The organism is Ruegeria sp. YTSB088 (genome assembly GCF_059609825.1).
The window spans coordinates 71871-92002 of the sequence record NZ_JBXWMM010000010.1 but is presented as its reverse complement, the minus strand read 5'-3'; the positions used below and the strand labels follow the sequence as shown (position 1 = coordinate 92002).

The 20132-nt window shown below is 56.3% G+C and carries 25 protein-coding genes; 12 read left to right on the top strand and 13 right to left on the bottom strand.

Translation table 11 applies throughout. From position 1 onward, the window contains the following. Positions 1-67 precede the first annotated feature (67 nt). Positions 68-1360, bottom strand: a complete 1293-nt coding sequence (gene pncB, locus AC2FFA_RS16450) for a nicotinate phosphoribosyltransferase (protein WP_299899592.1) — start codon at positions 1358-1360, stop codon at positions 68-70. A gap of 164 nt (positions 1361-1524) precedes the next feature. Between pncB and AC2FFA_RS16445 the strand changes: the two genes are divergently transcribed. Then, positions 1525-2055, top strand: a complete 531-nt coding sequence (locus AC2FFA_RS16445) for a hypothetical protein (protein WP_117871685.1) — start codon at positions 1525-1527, stop codon at positions 2053-2055. Here AC2FFA_RS16445 and pncA read toward each other — a convergent pair. Continuing rightward, positions 2052-2645: a bifunctional nicotinamidase/pyrazinamidase gene (gene pncA, locus AC2FFA_RS16440; RefSeq protein ID WP_299899590.1), complete on the bottom strand. Its 594-nt coding sequence runs from the start codon at positions 2643-2645 to the stop codon at positions 2052-2054. The genes AC2FFA_RS16445 and pncA overlap by 4 nt on opposite strands. Positions 2646-2741: 96 nt before the next feature. Between pncA and trhO the strand changes: the two genes are divergently transcribed. Both trhO and AC2FFA_RS16430 read left to right on the top strand, forming a co-directional pair. After that, positions 2742-3647 (top strand): oxygen-dependent tRNA uridine(34) hydroxylase TrhO, encoded by a 906-nt coding sequence (gene trhO, locus AC2FFA_RS16435; protein ID WP_496852426.1) that lies wholly within the window; start codon positions 2742-2744, stop codon positions 3645-3647. A 66-nt stretch (positions 3648-3713) separates the two neighbouring features. Next, the gene (locus AC2FFA_RS16430; protein ID WP_496852425.1) at positions 3714-4223 is read left to right on the top strand and encodes a potassium channel family protein; all 510 of its coding nucleotides are present in this window, start codon (positions 3714-3716) and stop codon (positions 4221-4223) included. A gap of 6 nt (positions 4224-4229) precedes the next feature. Here the strand turns inward: AC2FFA_RS16430 and AC2FFA_RS16425 are convergent, their stop codons facing one another. Further along, complete coding sequence (locus AC2FFA_RS16425) at positions 4230-4559, bottom strand: hypothetical protein (RefSeq protein ID WP_299636900.1); 330 nt, start codon at positions 4557-4559, stop codon at positions 4230-4232. Between the two features lie 187 nt (positions 4560-4746). Here AC2FFA_RS16425 and betB point away from each other — a divergent pair, with 187 nt between their 5' ends. Next, on the top strand, positions 4747-6201 hold the full coding sequence (gene betB / locus AC2FFA_RS16420) for a betaine-aldehyde dehydrogenase (protein ID WP_496852424.1): 1455 nt from the start codon (positions 4747-4749) through the stop codon (positions 6199-6201). Positions 6202-6803: 602 nt separating this feature from the next. On the opposite strand, the gene AC2FFA_RS16415 is transcribed toward betB, so the two are convergent. The 5 genes from AC2FFA_RS16415 to AC2FFA_RS16395 are packed head-to-tail and all read right to left on the bottom strand — an operon-like array spanning position 6804 to position 11276. After that, positions 6804-8939 carry a tetratricopeptide repeat protein gene (locus AC2FFA_RS16415; RefSeq protein ID WP_496852423.1) on the bottom strand — a complete coding sequence of 712 codons (2136 nt, stop codon included), beginning with the start codon at positions 8937-8939 and terminating at the stop codon, positions 6804-6806. Next, positions 8936-9805 (bottom strand): flagellar motor stator protein MotA, encoded by an 870-nt coding sequence (gene motA / locus AC2FFA_RS16410; RefSeq protein ID WP_496852422.1) that lies wholly within the window; start codon positions 9803-9805, stop codon positions 8936-8938. Before motA ends, AC2FFA_RS16415 begins: the two co-directional genes overlap by 4 nt. A gap of 47 nt (positions 9806-9852) precedes the next feature. Further along, positions 9853-10296, bottom strand: coding sequence for a MotE family protein (locus AC2FFA_RS16405; protein ID WP_496852421.1), 444 nt, complete (start codon positions 10294-10296; stop codon positions 9853-9855). Then, positions 10293-10769, bottom strand: a complete 477-nt coding sequence (locus tag AC2FFA_RS16400) for a hypothetical protein (RefSeq protein WP_117871706.1) — start codon at positions 10767-10769, stop codon at positions 10293-10295. The genes AC2FFA_RS16405 and AC2FFA_RS16400 overlap by 4 nt, the downstream gene beginning before the upstream one ends. Before the next feature lie 9 nt (positions 10770-10778). Beyond that, complete coding sequence (locus AC2FFA_RS16395; RefSeq protein ID WP_254683752.1) at positions 10779-11276, bottom strand: flagellar basal body-associated FliL family protein; 498 nt, start codon at positions 11274-11276, stop codon at positions 10779-10781. 119 nt (positions 11277-11395) lie between these two features. Here AC2FFA_RS16395 and fliF point away from each other — a divergent pair, with 119 nt between their 5' ends. From fliF to fliP, 4 genes are read left to right on the top strand one after another with little or no spacing between them, the layout of a single operon-like run. Further along, complete coding sequence (fliF, locus tag AC2FFA_RS16390; RefSeq protein WP_496852420.1) at positions 11396-12979, top strand: flagellar basal-body MS-ring/collar protein FliF; 1584 nt, start codon at positions 11396-11398, stop codon at positions 12977-12979. Further along, a complete protein-coding gene (locus AC2FFA_RS16385; protein WP_496852419.1) occupies positions 12979-13575 on the top strand; it encodes a FliH/SctL family protein in 597 nt (198 codons plus the stop codon). The genes fliF and AC2FFA_RS16385 overlap by 1 nt, the downstream gene beginning before the upstream one ends. Then, the gene (locus tag AC2FFA_RS16380) at positions 13568-13855 is read left to right on the top strand and encodes a FliM/FliN family flagellar motor switch protein (RefSeq protein ID WP_496852418.1); all 288 of its coding nucleotides are present in this window, start codon (positions 13568-13570) and stop codon (positions 13853-13855) included. The genes AC2FFA_RS16385 and AC2FFA_RS16380 overlap by 8 nt, the downstream gene beginning before the upstream one ends. Further along, entirely contained in the window at positions 13855-14583 is a 729-nt protein-coding gene (gene fliP, locus AC2FFA_RS16375) for a flagellar type III secretion system pore protein FliP (RefSeq protein ID WP_496852417.1), read from the top strand. The genes AC2FFA_RS16380 and fliP overlap by 1 nt, the downstream gene beginning before the upstream one ends. Positions 14584-14686: 103 nt before the next feature. Here the strand turns inward: fliP and AC2FFA_RS16370 are convergent, their stop codons facing one another. Beyond that, positions 14687-15286: an MlaC/ttg2D family ABC transporter substrate-binding protein gene (locus AC2FFA_RS16370; RefSeq protein ID WP_117871718.1), complete on the bottom strand. Its 600-nt coding sequence runs from the start codon at positions 15284-15286 to the stop codon at positions 14687-14689. Further along, positions 15276-16046 (bottom strand): MlaA family lipoprotein, encoded by a 771-nt coding sequence (locus AC2FFA_RS16365; RefSeq protein ID WP_496674704.1) that lies wholly within the window; start codon positions 16044-16046, stop codon positions 15276-15278. The genes AC2FFA_RS16370 and AC2FFA_RS16365 overlap by 11 nt, the downstream gene beginning before the upstream one ends. Before the next feature lie 345 nt (positions 16047-16391). On the opposite strand from AC2FFA_RS16365, the gene AC2FFA_RS16360 reads away from it, so the two are divergent. The 4 genes from AC2FFA_RS16360 to AC2FFA_RS16345 are packed head-to-tail and all read left to right on the top strand — an operon-like array spanning position 16392 to position 19134. Beyond that, positions 16392-16847, top strand: a complete 456-nt coding sequence (locus tag AC2FFA_RS16360) for a RidA family protein (RefSeq protein ID WP_117871720.1) — start codon at positions 16392-16394, stop codon at positions 16845-16847. Then, positions 16844-17611, top strand: a complete 768-nt coding sequence (locus AC2FFA_RS16355) for a glycerophosphodiester phosphodiesterase family protein (RefSeq protein WP_496852416.1) — start codon at positions 16844-16846, stop codon at positions 17609-17611. Before AC2FFA_RS16360 ends, AC2FFA_RS16355 begins: the two co-directional genes overlap by 4 nt. A 45-nt stretch (positions 17612-17656) precedes the next feature. Next, positions 17657-18844 (top strand): GNAT family N-acetyltransferase, encoded by a 1188-nt coding sequence (locus AC2FFA_RS16350; protein WP_496852415.1) that lies wholly within the window; start codon positions 17657-17659, stop codon positions 18842-18844. Beyond that, a complete protein-coding gene (locus tag AC2FFA_RS16345) occupies positions 18841-19134 on the top strand; it encodes a 4a-hydroxytetrahydrobiopterin dehydratase (RefSeq protein WP_152459417.1) in 294 nt (97 codons plus the stop codon). The genes AC2FFA_RS16350 and AC2FFA_RS16345 overlap by 4 nt, the downstream gene beginning before the upstream one ends. Here the strand turns inward: AC2FFA_RS16345 and AC2FFA_RS16340 are convergent. The 3 genes from AC2FFA_RS16340 to AC2FFA_RS16330 are packed head-to-tail and all read right to left on the bottom strand — an operon-like array spanning position 19131 to position 20066. Then, positions 19131-19439, bottom strand: a complete 309-nt coding sequence (locus AC2FFA_RS16340) for a hypothetical protein (RefSeq protein WP_117872941.1) — start codon at positions 19437-19439, stop codon at positions 19131-19133. The genes AC2FFA_RS16345 and AC2FFA_RS16340 overlap by 4 nt on opposite strands. Before the next feature lie 22 nt (positions 19440-19461). After that, a complete protein-coding gene (locus AC2FFA_RS16335; protein WP_117871728.1) occupies positions 19462-19809 on the bottom strand; it encodes an EF-hand domain-containing protein in 348 nt (115 codons plus the stop codon). Between the two features lie 11 nt (positions 19810-19820). Further along, a complete protein-coding gene (locus tag AC2FFA_RS16330; RefSeq protein WP_496852414.1) occupies positions 19821-20066 on the bottom strand; it encodes a glycine zipper 2TM domain-containing protein in 246 nt (81 codons plus the stop codon). Between the last annotated feature and the right edge of the window lie 66 nt (positions 20067-20132).

Genomic DNA, 20132 nt, shown 5'->3' with positions numbered 1-20132 from the left:
CGTTGGGAATGCTTTCCAAACTAGCATCAGGTGAGTTGCTGACAAATGTTGAACTCGCCGCCGTGGTTCAGACGATCACTTCGATCGCCTTTTGCTCTCCGACATCAAACACCCGCTTATAGCGCTCGATCTGGTCTTTCGGCCCCATCGCTTTTTCCGGGTTGTCCGACAGTTTCACCGTCGGGCGTCCATTGGCCGATACCGCTTTGCAGACCAATGAGAACGGCGCCAGCGCGTCATTGGGAACGAGCCCGCGAAAATCGTTGGTCAGCAAGGTTCCCCAACCGAAGGAAATATTGGCGCGGCCCGCAAACTGGGCATGCAATTCCTGAATTTTCTCTACATCCAGACCGTCAGAGAAAATGATCCGTTTTCGTGTCGGGTCTTCACCGCGCGCTTTCCACCAGTCGATGGCAACCTCGGCTGCCGCTGCCGGGTCTCCGCTGTCGATGCGAATGCCGGTCCAACCCGCCAGCCAGTCAGGAGCATTGTCCAGAAACCCCTTGGTGCCATAGGTGTCGGGCAGGATGATGCGCAGGTTGCCGTCATGCTCGTCATGCCAGTCGCTGAGCACGTCATATGGGGCTTGCGCCAACGCTTCATCCGTGTCGGCCAGTGCGGAATAGACCATGGGGAGTTCGTGCGCATTGGTGCCGATGGCCTCGACCTCGCGTCGCATGGCGATCAGGCAGTTCGAGGTTCCGGTAAAGGATTCGCCCAACCCTTCGATCATCGCCTGCACGCACCAATCCTGCCACAGGAAGGAATGCCGCCGTCTGGTGCCGAAATCCGCGATCCCAAGCCCGTTTATCGAGCTCAACTTTTCGATCTTCTCCCAAACTCGGGTCATCGCGCGGGCGTACAGCACCTGCAATTCGAACCGGCGCATATCGTTCAGCACAGCGCGCGAGCGTAATTCCATCAACACCGCCAGCGCGGGGATTTCCCACAACATGACCTCGTGCCATTTGCCTTCAAAGGTCAGTTCATATTGGTCACCTTTGCGTTCAAGGTGATAGGGCGGCAGGCGCATATTCTCGAACCACTCCATGAAGTCGGAGCGGAACATCTGCCGTTTCCCATAGAACATGTTGCCGCGCAGCCAGGTGCTTTCCCCCCGGCTGAGGCTGAGGGACCGGATGTGATCCAGCTGTTCCCGCAGTTCGCCTTCATCGATTAAACGCGCCAGAGGTACGTGATTCGACCGGTTGATCAGCGAGAATACAACGTCTGTTTGGGGCTTGTTTCGAAACACTGACTGGCACATCAGCAGTTTGTAGAAGTCAGTATCGATCAAAGACCGTACAATCGGGTCAATCTTCCATTTGTGATTGTAGACGCGGGTCGCGATGTCGACCATGGGGAACTCCTGCGATTTCCGTAGTTAGATCAATCGACTCCGGAAATGGCAAGAGTCGCTGATTTGGTGACAATGCCAGTTTGACGTCACAATACCGGCATATTGTGCATTGTTTTCACCGGTTAGTGAGAAGAGGGGATGGAAAGACGAAACTGAGTTTGTAAATGGGTATCGAGTACGATTTTGATATTGTTAACGTAGCGTTGGATGATTTGGACCCCGAAAAGCTGGGGGCTGACTCTGATACGGAACGCCGGGTGTGTGCAGTGTTCCGAGATATCAGAGCCGCGGACGCGTTGCGTGGAACATCACCGAAAATCCGCAAGATTTTCCTGGATGCCGGATTCAGTCTCGAGTCGCGCAACAGCGGCATTGTGCCTGGTGTGTTTCCAGCCGAAGATCAGGCGGATCGGGTGCGAATTCTGCGGTCGCTGTTTGAAAGCATCAGGGCGCGTGGAATTCAGGGTGAATATTGCGGCGATTTCAACCTTTGGGATTTCCTGCATTATGTGCGAACAGCGCAGCCCATGGCGGGGATCGTACGCAGCCGGCCGATGCGCGTTCCGTCACCACCGTCAAGCCAGACCAACCCGGAACGTCGCACTGTACCTGGACGCATTGGGTTTGCGCTGGGTCTGGCTGTTGTTCTGTTCGTAATGATCAAGCTTTTGGCCGCCGCAGGTGCCACACCTTAGGTCAATACGACTCCGGCGTTCCGCATCGCCTGCTCGGCTGCTGCCAGCGAACCGTCCATATCAATCGCGCGGCAGGCATCCATGCGAACTGTGACGCCGAAACCCAACCGGGCGGCGTCCACAGCGGAAAAGTGGACGCAGTAATCGGTGGCCAATCCCACAAGGGTCAAATGGTCGATGCCTCGGGTATCGAAATAGCCTTTCAGACCTGTCGGTGTCTGGTGGTCATTCTCGAAGAACGCGGAATAGCTGTCGATGGCACCGCGGAACCCTTTGCGAAGGATCAAATCGCCATCCGTGCGTAATTCGGGATGAAAACCCGCGCCCTGGGTGCCTTGTACGCAGTGATCGGGCCACAAAACCTGTGGGCCGTAGGGCAATTCGATCAATTCGAACGGGTTTTTGCCATCGTGGGAGCTTGCGAACGAAGAATGCCCTGCAGGATGCCAGTCCTGAGTCAGGATCACGGCGTCGAATTCGTCCATTATGGCGTTTATCGGTGCGACGATCTCGTCCCCCTCTGCCACAGCCAGTGCGCCACCGGGGCAAAAGTCGTTCTGGACATCGATCACGAGAAGGGCATGGGTCATGGCGGTCTCCTGTATTTACTCTATCGGTAGGCGGCGGCGCGCAGGGCGTCAATGCAATCCCTTGCGACTCTGGGTCTGCGAAGGTAGATCGCGCATATGTACACAATCGCTGCCCTCTATCACTTTACCCGTTTCGCGGATCCAGCCGCGTTGCGCGACCCCTTGCTGGACCTGTGCCGTAAGCGGTCCGTCACCGGTACGCTGCTGCTTGCACAGGAAGGGATCAACGGCACAATTGCTGGCCCGCATGCCGGAATCGACGCCGTGCTGACACATATCCAATCCTTGCCGGGCTGTGCTGATCTGGAGTGGAAGGAAGCGACCTCGGACCATCCGCCTTTCGGCAAGATGAAGGTGCGGTTGAAGAAAGAGATCGTGACCATGGGTCAGCCCGATGTCGACCCGCGCGCCCGTGTCGGTTACTATGTCGACCCGCAGGAGTGGAATGACCTGATCCGTTCCGAAGATGTGGTGCTGATCGACACGCGAAACGATTACGAAGTGGCAATCGGGACGTTTGAAGGCGCAATAGACCCTGAAACAGCCAGTTTCCGCGATTTTCCGGCATGGTGGGAACAGAACAAGGACCGCTTTCACAACAAGCGGGTCGCCATGTTCTGCACGGGCGGTATCCGTTGCGAGAAATCCACCAACTACCTGCTGGGTCAGGGGGTCGAGGATGTCTATCACCTCAAGGGCGGTATCCTGCGGTATCTGGAGGAAATGCCCGCTGAAGACAGTTCGTGGCAGGGGGAATGCTTTGTGTTCGACAATCGTGTTTCGGTTGGTCACGGGCTTGTTGAAGGGCCGCACAAGCTCTGTCACGGCTGCCGGCGTCCAATCCTTCCGGAGGATGTGAAGCGCCCGGAATACGAGCATGGCGTTTCATGCCATCAATGCATCGATGAGACTTCCGAGGCTGACAAAATGCGCTTTCGCGAGCGGCAAAAGCAGATTCTGCTGGCGCGTGAACGGGGTGAGGCGCATCTGCGGCAGGACTGAATTCGGGTTGCAGGCCTTTGCGTTAGATCGGATGATCTGCTCGCAGGCAAGATTGAAGGGGCGTTCATGCACCGCAAGCCCACGACTTTGGATGAATGGAAATCAACCCTGATTGCAGCGTTGGGGCTGGTTCTGGCGAGCTTTCTTGCCTGGTATGGTCTTTCGCGCCTGAGCGAGGCGGCTGCGGGCGACACGATTGGCACAATCGCTTCGGTTGGCCTGTTGATCTGGCTGGTGTCGCAGTCTTGGTATTACATGACCCAGGTGAAGTCGCCCCGCAGGCTTTTGTTTCTGATGGGGGTGTCGTTCATACAGGTTGTCCCCTTCATGTTCGCCGCGGTTTACGGCGCCTTCGGATACAACGACCACTGTGTCATCGGCGCAGAGGGTCCGGGTGATATTCTGTATTTTTCCTACGTCACCTTCACCACAGTCGGATATGGCGACATGTCCCCGACCGGTCTGTGCCGTGGGCTCGCCGTGTCCGAAGCCGTGACGGGATATATCCTGCTGGGAATGTTTGTTGCCGCAGCAGTTTCGCTTTACGCCCGTAATCACAATCAGGAAAGACCCTAATAAGGGCTATTTGTTCTGATCGATCCAGCGAGACATCATTTTCTTGTCACGGAAACACTCGGACGGGATCGGGCGGCGTTTACTGCGTGAAATCCGCTCGGCAAATGCAACCTGCTTACCTGTCGGGTAGTTGTCGAATTTCGAAGAGCCACGCGGTTTGTGGGCCGAGATCCAATCAGACAAGAGCCGCCGGTCACGTTGTGCTTCAACCGGGATCTCAAGTGCCGATTGCTCGGCGATCGCGCGCGCATATCGCATTTGCCGGTCAGTCACCGGAAGCAGGTGGTAATCATTGTTTGGCCCATTCAGGGCTGCGTGACGTGCTTGCTGGGTCATCGGGTTTTCCTCTGACTGAGTAGAACATAAATAGAACGCTAACCAAAAATTTCAAGGTTTGCGGGGTCTGGCAGGCGTAAAGTCGCCCTTTTGATGAATTTATTGACTGGTCAATCAATAACCGATAGGCCGATTTTCAACGGACCATTTGTCCCGTCCAGACGGGTGCGAAAGAAAAGGACACGGTATGAATTTTCAGCCCAGAGCCAGCCATTTCATTGACGGCGAATATGTCGAAGATGCAAACGGCGCTGCCATTGAAGTAATTTACCCCGCAACAGGCGAAGTGATTGCGCGTCTGCATTCAGCGACGCCGGCGATCATAGATAAGGCTCTGAATAGCGCAAAAAATGCTCAGGCGGCTTGGGCGGCACTGTCCGGGACGGAACGTGGCCGAATTTTGCGCCGCGCGTCCGATATCATGCGCGAACGCAACTACGACCTGTCCGTTCTGGAAACCCATGATACAGGCAAACCGATTCAGGAAACCACAGTGGCCGACGCCACCTCGGGTGCCGATGCGCTGGAGTATTTTGGTGGATTGGCCGCCTCTCTAACAGGAGAGCATATTCCGCTGGGCGGGGGTGATTTCGTCTATACTATCCGCGAGGCGCTGGGCGTTTGCGTCGGGATCGGCGCCTGGAACTATCCCACGCAGATCGCCTGCTGGAAAGGTGCCCCGGCGCTTGCTTGTGGCAATACGATGGTATTCAAGCCTTCGGAAACTACGCCCCTTTCGGCATTGAAAGTGGCTGAAATTCTGGTCGAGGCTGGCGCACCCAAAGGCGTCTACAACGTGATCCAGGGTTACGGCGATGTCGGTGCTTCGCTGGTCACCGATCCGCGTGTGGCCAAAGTCTCTTTGACTGGTTCAGTTCCGACGGGCCGCAAGGTCTATGCTGCCGCAGCGGATGGCATGAAGCACGTGACCATGGAACTCGGCGGCAAATCCCCGATGGTTGTCTTCGAAGATGCCGACATCGAAAACGCTGTTTCAGGTGCGATTCTGGGCAATTTCTATTCTTCGGGTCAGGTCTGTTCCAACGGCACCCGCGTCTTTGTACATAAAGGTATCAAAGAGGCCTTCCTGAAGCGCCTGTCCGAACGTCTGGTCAACGCGAAAATCGGCGATCCAATGGACGAGGACGTCAGCTTTGGACCGATGGTCAGCAAGAACCAGATGAACATCGCCCTGAGCTATATCGAAAAGGGTAAAGCCGAAGGCGCAAGATTGATTTTTGGCGGCGAGCGGATCGACCGGGACGGCTATTATTTGCAGCCCACGGTTTTTGCTGACGTCACGGACAACATGACCATCGCGCGCGAGGAAATCTTTGGCCCTGTCATGTCGGTGCTGGATTTCGAGACCGAGGCAGAGGTGATGGCCCGCGCCAATGACACCGAGTTCGGTCTGGCCGCAGGTGTCTTCACGAACGATCTGACCCGGGCGCATCGAATCGTGGCCGGATTCGAAGCAGGCACTTGCTATATCAACACCTACAACCTTGCCCCGGTCGAGGCGCCGTTTGGCGGGTCGAAAATGTCCGGTGTCGGACGCGAGAACTCGAAACTGGCGATCAACCATTTCTCGGAAATGAAAACCGTCTATGTCTCGATGAATGATGTTGAGGCTCCGTACTGAATCAAGGACGGTTGTCCGCTGTTATTGACGTCTCTGCTGCCGGTGTCAGACGCCGGGAGCAGAGGAAACGCCCTGCCAGCCAGTGGCTGGGTATACTGCACTGACAACACCGATGCCTGCCAGCGTGTTGAAAAAGTGGGTTTTGCAGAATTTGTGTTCAAAGACGCTGTCATCCTCAGCCGATTGGCCCGGCCCGGTGAGGATACTCGTCCGCGATTATTCTGGCCACTGAACTCATTGAAGACGCGGAACCTTTGCCGCCGTATTTCGCTGATATGGCGTCTCGTTTTCACATAACTGCGGCAAATGCCACAGCACCGGTTGTTTCACGGGCGGTCAGCCGACGTGACCTTATTGAACGAGGAATGTGGCCTGAAACTCGGCGACCTGTTCTTCGGCGTTATGTCTGGAACCTAACATCTCTGAAAAAGGCTAGAGCCATATTTGCATCCCCGCCTGATCGGGCGTCCTGATTGGATCGGCTTTGAAGCAACGGCACAAGGCTTCCAGCGCTGCCAGAAGTTGAAACGCATCGCAGGGCATACCGGAGTCGGGAACTGCGTTCACTTTTCCGGGTGTAGCCAGAACAGTCGCGAAATACGTCATTCTATCCCGACAGCGCTCAACATCTCTTCGATTCGCTGACGGGCGGACTGGCTGTCTTTCAACAGGTTTTCCGCGTCCGCCAGCGGTCTTTCCGCCGACCGTACCGGCAGGTCAGACAAGGCTTGGGTCGTTTGTTTCAATGCCGCGTATTTCCCGCCCGTAGGCTCCAGCCTCTCATCCGACACCCCGGCCAGCCAGAAATAGCGGTTTGCCGCTTCGTTTTGTTCGAGGCCTCGGAACATATCACCTGCGGCTGCAAAATCTTCTGTTGAAACAATCGCTTGCGCGCGCAAGGCAATCGCCTCATCGGAATTGTCACCAGCCAGCTCCAGCAGGGCATGATGAGGGCGCCCCGACAGCAGAGCGGCCCGAGCCCGCAACCGAGCCCGATCCAAGCGCCGCGACTGATCTTCCGGTCTGTTCGCCAGCGCGAATGTCTGCTGAGCAAAGCCCAGATCAGCAAGGCGGCTGGCCAATGCAATTGCAGTTTCGGCCGTTAATACGGCAACCAAGTCCGGCTGCATTACCTCCATCGTCTGGTGTAGAAAGGTTGCGTCGTCCGATCTTTCGGAAAGCAAATGCAGATGCCGATTGACGGCGCTGTCGCTATCGGGGCCGGGTGGCAGCGCTTTGATCACGTCGAAGGCGCGGTCGAATTCCTGGCTCAGGCTCAGAGCGATCGCATAGGTACGGTTCATCATCGGACCCAGTTCCGATCGCCTGAACTCGACCGCATAAGACGCCGCCAGATCAAGTTCCTGGGAAGAAACGGTTTTGCGTTCAGACCAACGTTTTTCCACCAAGCGCGCCAAAGCCAGCGGAGACTCAGCCGCGGCGTGGGTTGAGGTTATAACTTCGGTCAACAATTCTTCTTCACGTTCACTGTTACCTTCCGCTTTGGCAACGCTGGCTTTGGCCTGAGTGACACTGGGCGTTGTTTCCGGTTCTATCCGGTCAACGGAACGAATGACTCTGCGTGCAGCCTCCAGTTGTTGAGCGCTCACAAGTATTTGTGACAGCCGCGGCCCTAGCAGGCGGCGAAGATGATCCGGCAGTCTTGCAAATGCGTGCTCGATAGCTTCAATATTTGCGTCAGGTGCCAGTTCCTTTTCGGACAACACAGCCCAAAGCGCAGCATCACTTTCACATCGTTGCAGGCCAATGAATGGACTCATCGGAAGCGTCGCTCGGTTATCAACAACCCGCGCAATTGCTGAAATTTGTTTGGTGCCGTCTGGCGGTGTCTCCACCAACTTCAAAACACTCAGCGCTTCGGCCCCGAAGCCGTACGAGGTGTAGAGCTTAGCCAGTTTCAGAGCCTTTTCGTCGTCAACTTTGTCGAACTCTTTGTACAGCCCTAAGCGAAGAGCCGACACTTGGCTTAGAAAAGGTGCCTCCCCTGACCAGGACGCAAAATTCAGCCCGCCAGCTGAGATACAGGCAGGTCTTGGATCAATTGGTTGCAGCTCTGCGTTCAGAATGTTCTGCAAATCGTCCAAAACCGTGGTCAGACGCACGTTCGAATTCAATCGGGATGAGACAGCTGTTGTATCGGGTGAGACGGTATTGCGCGGCCCGACAGGTGCAAGCTCCAAGTCCAGTATCTTGCGATCGGTCCCTTGCAAAAGACGGATCGACAGCTGGTCCTTTATCCCTTGCTCAGTCATGGTGAGGAGTGGCAGATTCAACCCTGTGTCGATGTATGGCGGCGTGGCTTCGGCTGTTCTCCCGCTCAAGGGTGGCGGTATATCCTCAAGAAGCGGCGGCAAAAAATCCCCTGGCATGATGTCCAGTACGATCATCGAATTTCTGTACAGAAACGCCGACGCTACGCAGTTGCATCCGAATTCCATCTCCAATGCGCTGCCGGGGCTTTTCTGTGACAAGGAGGTCAGGCGGTTCGTGGTCAAACGCCCAAAAACCGAGTTGGTTTTGAATGTCACGTCGTCCAGGGCAATTGTAATGCTTGCGCCGTTCTTACGTTGCGCCAGCACCCAACCAGTATCCGGTGGCACGTCGAAAACCAGACGTGTGTATCCGTCATGCTCTCCGGATCGCACCACCACTCCCTGTGCGGTCACGACATTTGCAGCCGTGACCAAAACCGCTATCAGAAATCCGATACGCTTCATGCTGCAGCCTGCTTGAGCTCTTTTAAAGCGTCCTCCAACTCCGAAAAGCCGGGGCGGTTGTGAGTTGGGGTATTTTGGCGTCCAACCTCGATGCACATGGCGGCATTATGATTATGAAGATTGGCAACCAGCACTTCCTTGATCAATTGATAGAAGTGGTTGTCTTCTTCAGCCACGGCTTTCAATTTGCCAGCGAAGGGGCCGACCAGACCATAGGCCAGAAAAACGCCCAGGAACGTACCCACCAGGGCACCCCCGATCAATTTCCCCAGCACTTCGGGTGGCTGATCGATTGATCCCATCGTCTTGATTACGCCCAAAACCGCAGCAACAATCCCCAGCGCGGGCAGGCCATCTGCTACTGTCTGAAGCGCATGGCTGGAGTGCATGGTATGATGAAAATTTGCCTCCATGCGCTTCTCCAGAACCTCTTCAACCTGGTGTGGATCGTCATAGTTCATTGCCGCTGACCGCATCGTGTCACAAATCAGGTCGACGGCCTCTTTGTCGGATTGAATCTTGGGGTATGCAGAAAACAAGCTGGAGTTTTCAGGGTCTTCAACATGCTGCTCAACCTCCACGGGGTTGGCGCGGGCAATACGGATCAACGAAAACAGAAGACATAGAAGGTCGCGATAGTCTTCGGGTTTCCATTTCGGGCCTTTGAACACTTTGCCCATGTCTTTGATCGTATGTTTCACGCCACCCATGTCGTTGCTGATCAGAAAGGCTCCTACGGCCGCACCGCCGATCATCATCATTTCGAATGGAAGGGACTTCATGATGATGGTCATCTTGCCGCCTGCCGCAAGATAGCCCCCGAAGACCATTACGAAGATGACAACAATTCCAACAATTCCAATCATTTGAGATCTCCAGATGAGTTCTGTGCAAAACCGGGCAACACAGGCGATTATTCTTGCGGGGCCGAGGCGTTGCGACCGGCCATGACAACGCTGATCGTGTAGGCAGCTTCGGGACTTAGGCCCGCCAGTACGCCAGCCGCTGCGTCCGCCGGCATGCGGGACAAGAACCCTGCGGCAAAGGTCGGGTCCATGGTTTCAAACAATGCGGCTGCGTCCTTTGGTTTCATGTTCTGGTAAACATCCGTTAAGCGCGCCAGATCGTTCTCTGCCGCCCTGTCTGCAACCGCCAGTGTGTCGCGCAGGGAATCTTCCGCGTCCTTCAAGGCCGTCAGGCGCGTTTCAACGGCTTCGGGTGTCACCGGTTTGGCGAGCGCAGGTCCCGCCTCCAAGCCAAGGCGAATGGCTGCCGAGCCGATCATCAGCAATGAGATGACGGCAAGCACACCACCGCGCGGGCGTGTATTGTGTTTGGCGTTCCGCGCAAGGCTCATACCTGCGCCTCGCTCTGCTTGCGGTCATGCCGGAAGAACATCAGGCCCTCTGGCGCTTTGGGTGGCTCTTCACTCGCACCAGTTTCGACCGGTTCCGCTGTTTTCTCGTGCCCGGTGCCCATTTCCTCTTCAGGTTGAGGCTCGTCTTGGAGAGACTTTGCTTTTTCCGGGGCAGCAGTTTCTTCTTCGGGGATGATATCATGCAGAGATGCCATCATGAGTTCCAGGCGCTGTGCCACGGTTTCAGCCCTTTGCGTCAGCGCCTTAAGCTGATCACCCGATTGATCAGAGGCGTTTCGCGCGCTGTCCAGGGATTTCTTCAGCTCTTCTGCCTGGGTCGACAACACGGCCACTGCACCACCGACGCCTTTTTCAAGATCGGTGAACCGCTTGAGGCGGCGCGACAGCACAAAGCAATAAAGACCCGCGCCCAACGCACCGGCGACCAGCAAAATATCCGCAATCAGCTCCAATTCCGCCTCCTAATTCAGCACAAATTCCATCACCAGCACATCGCGAACGCGCCCTTCGCCGACGACTATTCCAATGCGTCGCAGCAGGTGACCTCGGATGCGCGTCAATGCCAGTGAATCCTCCAGGTCCTTCAGCTCAACGGCTCGCAGGTAACCGTTCAGGACATCCATGATTCGTGGCTGCATTTTTTTCACATCATCCATGTACGGCGCGTTAACTTCGAGCTGTGCGTGGAACTTCAAATGCCGCGACTTGCCGGAATTCACCGATACAACGACCGGCGGCAGATCAATAAACCCGACATCTGCCAGCGCTTTGGCAGGTTCGTCTTTCGCCCCGTCTTTGTTGGTCTCAACTGCGGCTTTGCCGCCCAGCGGAATCAATCCGGACGATGTCAGGAAATACCCGCCCGCAGCTCCGACGACCGCAAGGATCATCCCGATTAGCATTCCCTTTTTCCCTTTTTTCTCGGTGGGTTCCGCCAGTTTGTAGGTTGCGTCGGTCATGACGTCCTCATTCATCCGTTCTGTCTCTGTCATAACCGTGCAGGGACTAACCGATTGTTAAGAGCAATCGTCCAAACAGAGGATGCGTCGGGCAGAATGCCGGCGAGTCGGAGGTGAGCGTGCAGCAGATCGGAACTGTCTGGGCTAGTTTGGACAGGCGTAAACAAATCATTGTCGCTGGCGCGGTTGCGCTGGTGTTTCTGGGTATCCTCGGAATGTCGCGCCTTGTGACTGCTCCGTCCATGACGTTGCTTTATGCTGGTCTGGAAAACGGTGCCGCTGGGGATATAGTACGAGCGCTGGACCAGCGTGGCGTCACATATGAGATCCGGGGCGGATCGATCTACGTCTCCGGTGCGCAGCGCGACGAGTTGCGAATGACCCTGGCCAGCGAAGGCCTGCCCGCAAACGGCAACAAAGGGTACGAACTGCTTGATTCGTTAAGCGGGTTTGGCACCACTTCTCAGATGTTCGATGCTGCTTATTGGCGCGCGAAAGAGGGTGAACTGGCGCGGACTATTGTCGGCAGCCCGCATGTCAGTCAGGCGCGCGTCCATATTGCTAATGGGACAGCAAACCCGTTTCAGCGCAGTGTGGCACCAACGGCATCGGTTTATCTCGAGCCATCCGGAAGCGAGATTACCGGTGATCAGGCCAAGGCTATCCGGTTCCTTGTTGCCGCGGCTGTCAGTGGGCTGACGCCAGAGAACGTAACGGTGATTGATTCACAAGGGGCTGTGATTGGCGGGCAAGATACAACAGCGACAACAGACACCGCCGATGACAAGTCGCGTCAGTTGCGAGAACGTGTTCTGCGTCTGGTCGAGGCGCGTGTCGGTACCGGCAATGCTGTGGTCGAGGTCAGTGTGGATACCGAGACCAAGACAGAATCCATTCGAGAGAGGCGCTTTGATCCCAAGGGCCGCGTGGCGATCAGCACGGATGTCGAAGAACGCTCGGACAGTGCTCGAAATCAGTCATCGGATGTTACAGTGGCGTCAAATCTGCCTGATGGTGACGCGGCAGGCGGAGATGAATCCAACTCGACGGCCACCCAGACTCGTGAGCGGGTGAACTATGAAGTCTCCGAGACAGAGCTGGAAGTACACAAGGCCCCCGGCGCGATCAAACGTCTGACGGTTGCGGTTCTGGTCAATGGGACAAGATCGGTGGATGCGTCCGGATCCGAAGCATTTACGCCCTTGCCTCAGGAAGAGCTGATCGCTCTAGAAGAACTCGTGGCTTCAGCAGTCGGGCACGATGCGGCGCGCGGGGACGTTATCACACTGAAATCCATGGATTTGCCGTCGGTTGAGCCGCAGGGTACTCTGGTGACCTCGTCGTTCTGGCAGAACACCCATCTGGATGCCATGCCCTTGATACAGATGGCTGTGCTGGCTCTGGTTTCGCTGGTGTTGGCGCTGTTCGTGATCCGTCCGATCCTGACGAAGCCAACCTCGGCACCGGCGTTGCTGGCTGCCACGGATGGGGCGAATTCGGGCGCATTGGCTCTGACTGGTGAAATCGCGCCGGAGGAACCGGCAGAGTTCTCTTCCTTGCCAGCAGAGCGCAGTGTTCCGGCCCTCGGCTCGAGCGCCTTTGAGGATCCTGTTGATCGGCTGCGCGCCATGATCGGTGACAAGCAGGAAGAGACTGTCGAGATCCTGCGCAGTTGGCTTGAAGAAGGCGAGGAGCGGGTGTGATGTCGATTGCCCATCTGCTTGAGGATTTCACCACCCAGACTGGTACCGGGCCCGTTCTGCTTCTGGATGAGGACGCGCTGGAAGAACAACGGCTCTCTGCCTTTGAAGACGGGTATGGGGCCGGTTGGGAGGATGCCTCTCGGGCGCAGGAACAAAGTCGCGGCCAGATCTCGGCTGAATTGGCCAGGTCGCTTCAGGATATGTCTTTCACCTATCACGAAGCAATCACCCGCATGACCCTGTCTCTGGAGCCCATGTTCGCCAGTCTGGTTCAGACCGTACTGCCTGAGATGGCCGAGCGCGGCTTGGCTGCCCGCCTTGTGGAACAACTCTGTGAAATGGCGCGTTCCCGGGCAGAGCAGCCGATGCAGATTATGGTGCCGCCGGGATGTGCCGAAAAGGTTGCAGCGCTGTTGCCGCAAGACTTGCATCCCACTCCTCAGGTTATCGAACACTCTGAGCTGGAGCCGGGTCAGGCCCGCCTTGAGGTAGGCACAAGCAGGCGTGAGGTCGATTGCACCGCGTTGCTCGCCGCCATCGCACAGATCTTTGACGCTTACGTCTTTGAGGCAAGAAAGGCTTTGTCCAATGAATGACACCCAGATTCCGAAAACTGAAAAACCCAACCCGTTCGATTCGGTCCCGATTGAAGTGACCGTTTCAGTTGGTCGTGCGCGCCCACTGATCCGGGACTTGTTGAACATGGGAGAGAATGCAGTGCTGACCTTGGACAAACGTATCGAAGATCCGGTCGACCTCTATGTTGGGGATCAGTTGGTCGCACGCGGGTTGCTGGAGGAAATGGAGGGCGATCAGGCGGGGCAGCTTGCAGTGCGCCTGACCGAGATTGCGGATTTGCAAAACGGAATTGGCTGATGCGCTATGTGACCTGGCTGGCTTTGGTGGTCATGTTGATGCCTTCACTGGCCGCAGCTCAGGATTTGACCTTGTCTTTGGGCGAAGGCGGGTCGATTTCCGCCCGAACAATCCAGCTGATTTTGCTGATCACAGTGCTGAGCATCGCTCCGGGGTTGGCGATCATGATCACCTGCTTTCCATTCCTGATCACTGTTCTTTCAATCCTGCGGCAAGGGATCGGCCTGCAACAATCTCCACCCAATATGCTGTTGGTCAGCCTGGCGTTGTTCCTGACCTATTTCATTATGGACCCGGTGTTTTCCGAAGCATGGGCCACAGGGATACGCCCGATGATAGAAGAGACGATGGAGGTGGAGTCAGCATTGGAGCGCGCGTTAGAGCCGTTCCGCGCCTTCATGGCGGCGCGACTCGATGCGGACACGTTTTATGCCATGGCAGCTTTACTTCCCGGCGGCGAGGCTATGGAGTTGTCCGCACAGGCACCGTTGTCGGTTTTGATGCCATCTTTCATGCTGTCTGAAATCACGCGGGCGTTTCAGATCGGGTTTCTGATTTTTCTGCCGTTTCTGATCATCGATCTTGTCGTGGCTGCTGTATTGATGTCGATGGGTATGATGATGGTGCCACCGGCCATTGTATCCTTGCCATTCAAGTTGGCGTTTTTTGTGATCGCCGACGGGTGGGCTTTGATTGCGGGTGCATTGGTGCGCAGTTATATGCCGTGATCTCGACATATAGCCGAGGCGCGCTGAAAAAACAGGCGGTCAGACGACTCTGTCCCACTTTCTTCAAAGGTGGTTTTCAACGCCCAAACGTAAATGAAACGATTCAGCCGGTCTTTTTCAGGTCTTTGATCAACTGGTCCAGATTGCCTTTGCGGGCATCCAGCATCGCGCCGATTTCGGTGCGTTCGGTCAGCAACAGGTTCACGCCTTCGATGAACATGTTGTAGAATTTTTCACGCCCCGACTTGTCCGAAACAAGGAAAGTTACGTCAAACGGGGCCGAGCCGCGCAGTTTGACTGTTGTGCGCACTTCATATCCGGCCTTGATCTTGCGGGCATTGCGCACGTTGACCTCACCGCCAATGAACTCACGGAAGCGGCGGCCATATTTGCGCGAGATATAGCTCTGAAACGCCTTGGTAAATTGCTTCAGTTGGGATGGGGTGGCTGTGCGGGCATCCGCGCCGAGGGCATAGCGTGCCATGATCGGGACGTCCGCATATTGCACGAATATCTTCTCAAAATCACGCAACATCGCTTTTTCCGACTTACCCGATTCGATAACCCGGTTGATGTCGTTGACCACGCTGCTGACCAGTGCCTTGGCCGTTGCCTCGGTCTGGGCAAACGCGGACTTGGGCAAAACGGCCAAGGCCAGACCGGCTGCGACAAAGTGACGGCGGTTCAACTCGTTATTCAGCATAGGGGTCCTCGTAGGGGTCTAAATAGGGGTCCCTGACCGGGTCTGTCCCGGTTTCGGCATAGGGGTCAGAGTACAAATCCAGATATGCGTCTTCGTCATCTCTTGTCAGTTCGAAGCGGCGGTTTTGCAGATAGATCAGGCGGGCCTGTGCATAACTGTCTGCACTTTCATAAAGAATTGAGTCCACGGTATCCGAGAACCGACCACGATCGCCCATGCGGCGAACGACTTCGGCATAGACGCCCAGGTTGTCGGCGGGTCGAACCGGGGTAAAGTTGATCGGATTCGAGAACAGGTTGATCACGACCCCGATGGCATCCCTTTGGGTCGACGGGCCATAGAAAGGCAATTCAACATAAGCCCCTTCGCCGACACCCCAGACGTGCAGGGTCTCACCGAAATCAGTATCAACCGGCGGCAGGTTCAGCTCATCTGCGGGCGCGGACAGGCCAAAGCCGCCCACGGTCATGTTGATCACAAAGCGCAGCAGCGCATTGCCCATCTGTTTCGGGTTGCCCTGAAGCAGGTAGTCGACCGCCTGTCCGGGCAGCGAGATGTTTTCGGCGAATGTGCTGAAACTGGTAACCATAGGATCGGGAACGATCTTGACGTACCCTTTGGAAGCAGGTCGAAACAGAAACCGGTCAACGCCCAGATTGAACTTATGAATACCCCGGTTCGCGTTTTCATAGGGGTCAAACACGTCATTGCGTGAGGCGTCTTCGGGAGGCGTGGTTGCACAGGCGGACAGAATGGCCATGAGCGACAGTACAACCAGATGTTTCAGGCGAAATCTGCTCGACACGATCTTTGCTTCTCCCAAATGCCCGGCATCCGTTCTGTCGGGCCAACAATCACAATTCACCAATACTTACACGCCGGTAAGGCACAAGTTCTTGTCACATAGTCGTTTCAGATCTCAAATGAAACACCTAGCGTGTAACCTGTCCGTCAGGTCCGGGTAAAGCAATTGAGTATCTACAAGTCATAATAAGTAAAGATATGCTCAGATCGCGTGCAAGCCGGAAATTGCCGTATTCCGTCTTTCCACGGCTGTGCTTCCCGGTTAGCGTCCGGCAGAGTCAATCAAGGAAGGACCCTCTCAATGAGCATCGCTGCAAAACTGGAAAGCCTCGGTGTCACACTGGGCGACGCACCGGCGCCGGCGGCAAATTATGTGCCTTTCGTACGTGTGGGCAATATCGTGTATGTGTCCGGCCAGATATCGAAAACGGATGAGCTGATCACTGGCAAGCTGGGCGACGACATGGATGTCGAAGCCGGAGCCGCTGCGGCGCGTGTCTGCGCGATCAATCTGCTGGCACAGGTCAAGGCGGCCTGTGGCGGAGATATCGACAAACTGGTGCGTGTCATCAAACTGACCGGTTTCGTGAACTCGACCGCAGATTTCACCGCACAGCCGCAAGTGATCAACGGCGCATCCGACTTCCTGGTCGAAGCGCTGGGCGACGCCGGTCGCCACTCGCGTTCCGCCGTTAGCGCTGCGTCACTGCCTTTGGGCGTGGCAGTTGAGATCGAAGGTATATTCGAGATCGAATGATACCGCCTCTGCCAGCTGCGTTTATGCAGGCCCCAATTGCCCATCGGGCGTTGCACGACGTTTCGAATAACCGTCCGGAAAACAGCCGGGCGGCCATTCGTGCTGCCATTGATGCCGGTTACGGGATTGAGATTGATCTTCAACTTACAGCTGATGATCGTGCCGTGGTATTTCATGACTATGATATGGCGCGTCTGACCGGTCAGTCCGGACCGATCCGGCAGGTGTCGGCGGTTGCGGCGTCCAATACCACTCTGTTGTATGGCGAGGACGGCATTCCAACGCTGGATGATGTGCTGGAAATCGTGGCAGGCCAGGTGCCGCTGCTGATCGAGTTGAAGGATCAGGACGGCGTTATGGGTATGAATATCGGTGCCCTCGAGCACGACACCGTGCGCGCATTGCAGGGGTACGAAGGTCCGGTGGCGCTGATGTCCTTCAATCCCAACTCGGTTGCGGAACTGGCGCGGCTGGCCCCGCATCTGCCGCGCGGCATCACAACTTGCGCCTATGAGCCCAGTGTCGAACTGTTGCCGCAAGACGTGTGTGATCACTTGCGCGATATTCCGGATTTCGATCGTGTCGGGGCCGGTTTCATCAGCCATGAGGCCGCTGACCTGTCCCGCGCACGTGTGGTTGAACTGAAGGCACAGGGCGTGCCGATCCTGTGCTGGACTGTTCGGACGCCTGAACAAGAGGCAGAGGCCCGCATGGTTGCCGACAATGTGACCTTCGAAGGGTATCTGGCTGCGCATTCAGCTTGAACCTTGGCGCCTCGGTCACAGATAAAGGGCTGGCGCGGAGGGTACATGGATCAGGCTCAAATCGAAGTTCAGGTACTTGGGTCACTGTCGCAGATTTCAGCGACCGAGTGGGATGCCTGCGCTTGCCCTGAGGCCGCCGATGGTGGACGGCCCCTTGATCCCTTCACCACGCATCGCTTTCTGCTGGCGCTTGAGGAAAGCGGCTCGGTCGGGCGTGGCACGGGTTGGCAGCCGCAATACCTGACGGCCTTTCTTGACGGGATCCTGATCGCAGCGGCCCCGATGTATGCCAAATCGCACAGCCAGGGCGAGTACATCTTTGACCATAGCTGGGCCCATGCCTATGAAAGCGCAGGCGGGCGGTATTATCCGAAACTGCAAATTGCGGTGCCGTTCACACCCGCAACGGGGCGTCGGTTTCTGGTGCGCCCGGGCTACGAGCGAATCGGAATGTCGGCTTTGGTGCAGGGTGCCGTTCAACTGGCGGCTGACAACCAGGTGTCATCGGTTCACGCGACCTTCTGCACAGAAGAGGAAGCATTGGCGGGGGAGCAGATGGGTCTTATGCTGCGCAGCTCGCAACAGTTTCACTGGCTGGATGATGGCTATGCTGATTTCGATGAATTCCTCTCCGCCTTGTCGTCACGCAAGCGCAAGAATATCCGCAAGGAACGGGCGCAGGCCCATGGCTTTGGCGGTGAAATCCATACATTGACAGGCGATGACCTGCGTCCGGAACACTGGGATGCTTTTTGGCGGTTCTATCAGGATACCGGGGCCCGAAAATGGGGATCACCCTATCTGACGCGCCAGTTTTTTGACATCGCACAAGAGACGATGGCGAATGATATGGCGCTGGTTTTGGCTGAACGGGATGGGCATGCCATTGCGGGTGCGCTGAACTTCATAGGCCGCGAAACGCTTTTTGGGCGGTACTGGGGCTGCATTGAACATCATGCCTGCCTGCATTTCGAGCTGTGCTACTATAGGGCGATAGATTTTGCCATTGCCCACGGTCTGGCCCGGGTGGAAGCGGGCGCTCAGGGTGAACACAAGCTGGCACGCGGCTATTTACCGACGCGCACGCATAGCTTGCACTGGGTCGGTGATCCGGGTTTTGCCGATGCGATTAAAAAATATCTGGACGCCGAAGGCCGCGCAGTGGGAGAAGAGATCGAGATTCTGACAGATTACGGCCCGTTCAGGAAATCGAACCCGGAGGAACAGCAATGACTGAACTTTTGTCCGCCGAGACCCGTGGCCCGCTGCTGGACCCGCTGTTCAAAAACGGCTGGACCATGGTCGAAGGCCGCGACGCGATAACCAAGACCTTCATTTTCGACAACTTTGTGCACGCATTTGGCTGGATGACGCAAGTGGCGATCTGGGCCGAGAAATGGAACCACCACCCAGAATGGTCCAACGTCTACCGCACAGTCGAGGTGGTCCTGTCCACCCATGACGTAGGTGGCCTGTCGTCACTGGACGCCAAGCTGGCTCGAAAGATGGACAGTCTGTGTTAACGGTCGTTGCCTGAACCTTGGCCACCGGCCAGGGACGCGGCTGTGCCCATCTGCTTGAATTCCGCAGGCGTCACGGTGCCTTCGCTGACATCAATGGATCTTGGGATGCCCGTGGTCTTGTTCCCGATCTGGCGCACACTGCGCGCTGATGGGTTGATATCCAGACACCGGTTTTCGTAGCAGGTCAGGCCAGACAGATTGATCTGAATGCGGGCCTGCCCGTCCGGCCCCGTCACGACCGGAGCCTGCGGCGCATCGCAGGCCGCGACCAGCGCCAAAGCGCCCATTCCAATCCATCTTTTCATACCAAGCTCCTTGAAAACGGGCTTAGTCCAGTTGACCATTGCCGTTCTGATCTGCCGCGCCGAAATCTTCATTCATCTGTGCATCATATTCCGATCTTGAGATAAAGCTGTCCTTGTTGCGGTCAACATTCTGGAACTGCTTTATGTCCAGAAACGGTTTGGCCTCGGCCTGACCCAATGTGCCGTTCTTGTCTTCGTCCATGGCCTGAAACGCATAGTCCGAAAAAACGTCGAATTCGTCTTTGGACAGGAACCCGTCATTGTTTGCGTCGATGGCGTTCAATTCTTTTTCATGCAGTTCGGCCACGGTTTCGGCATTGGTCGCCGAGGCCAAAAATGCAGCCGTGAATACAAAAATCGCCTGTTTCATTTCCAATCTCCTCAGCATGCAAATCTTTGGCCTTCAAAGCCACCGGCGGCGGCGCCGGCTGCTGTCAGGATCGTCTTGCCCGATCCGCCGCCGAACTGGTTGCCGATTGCACCGCCGATCAAGGCGCCGCCCAATGTGCCGCCAAGGCAGGCAATCTCGTGCTGTCGTGCAGCTTGCTGTTGCGGGGTTGGGGCCGGTCCGCAGGCTGCCAGAAGGGCCGCGCCGGTCAGGAAGGATAAAAACAACTTAAATTTCATAAAAAAGCTCCCCAAATTATGCGTCGAGTATTCGCGCATTGGGGCGCTGCTTCAAGTTAAATTGGG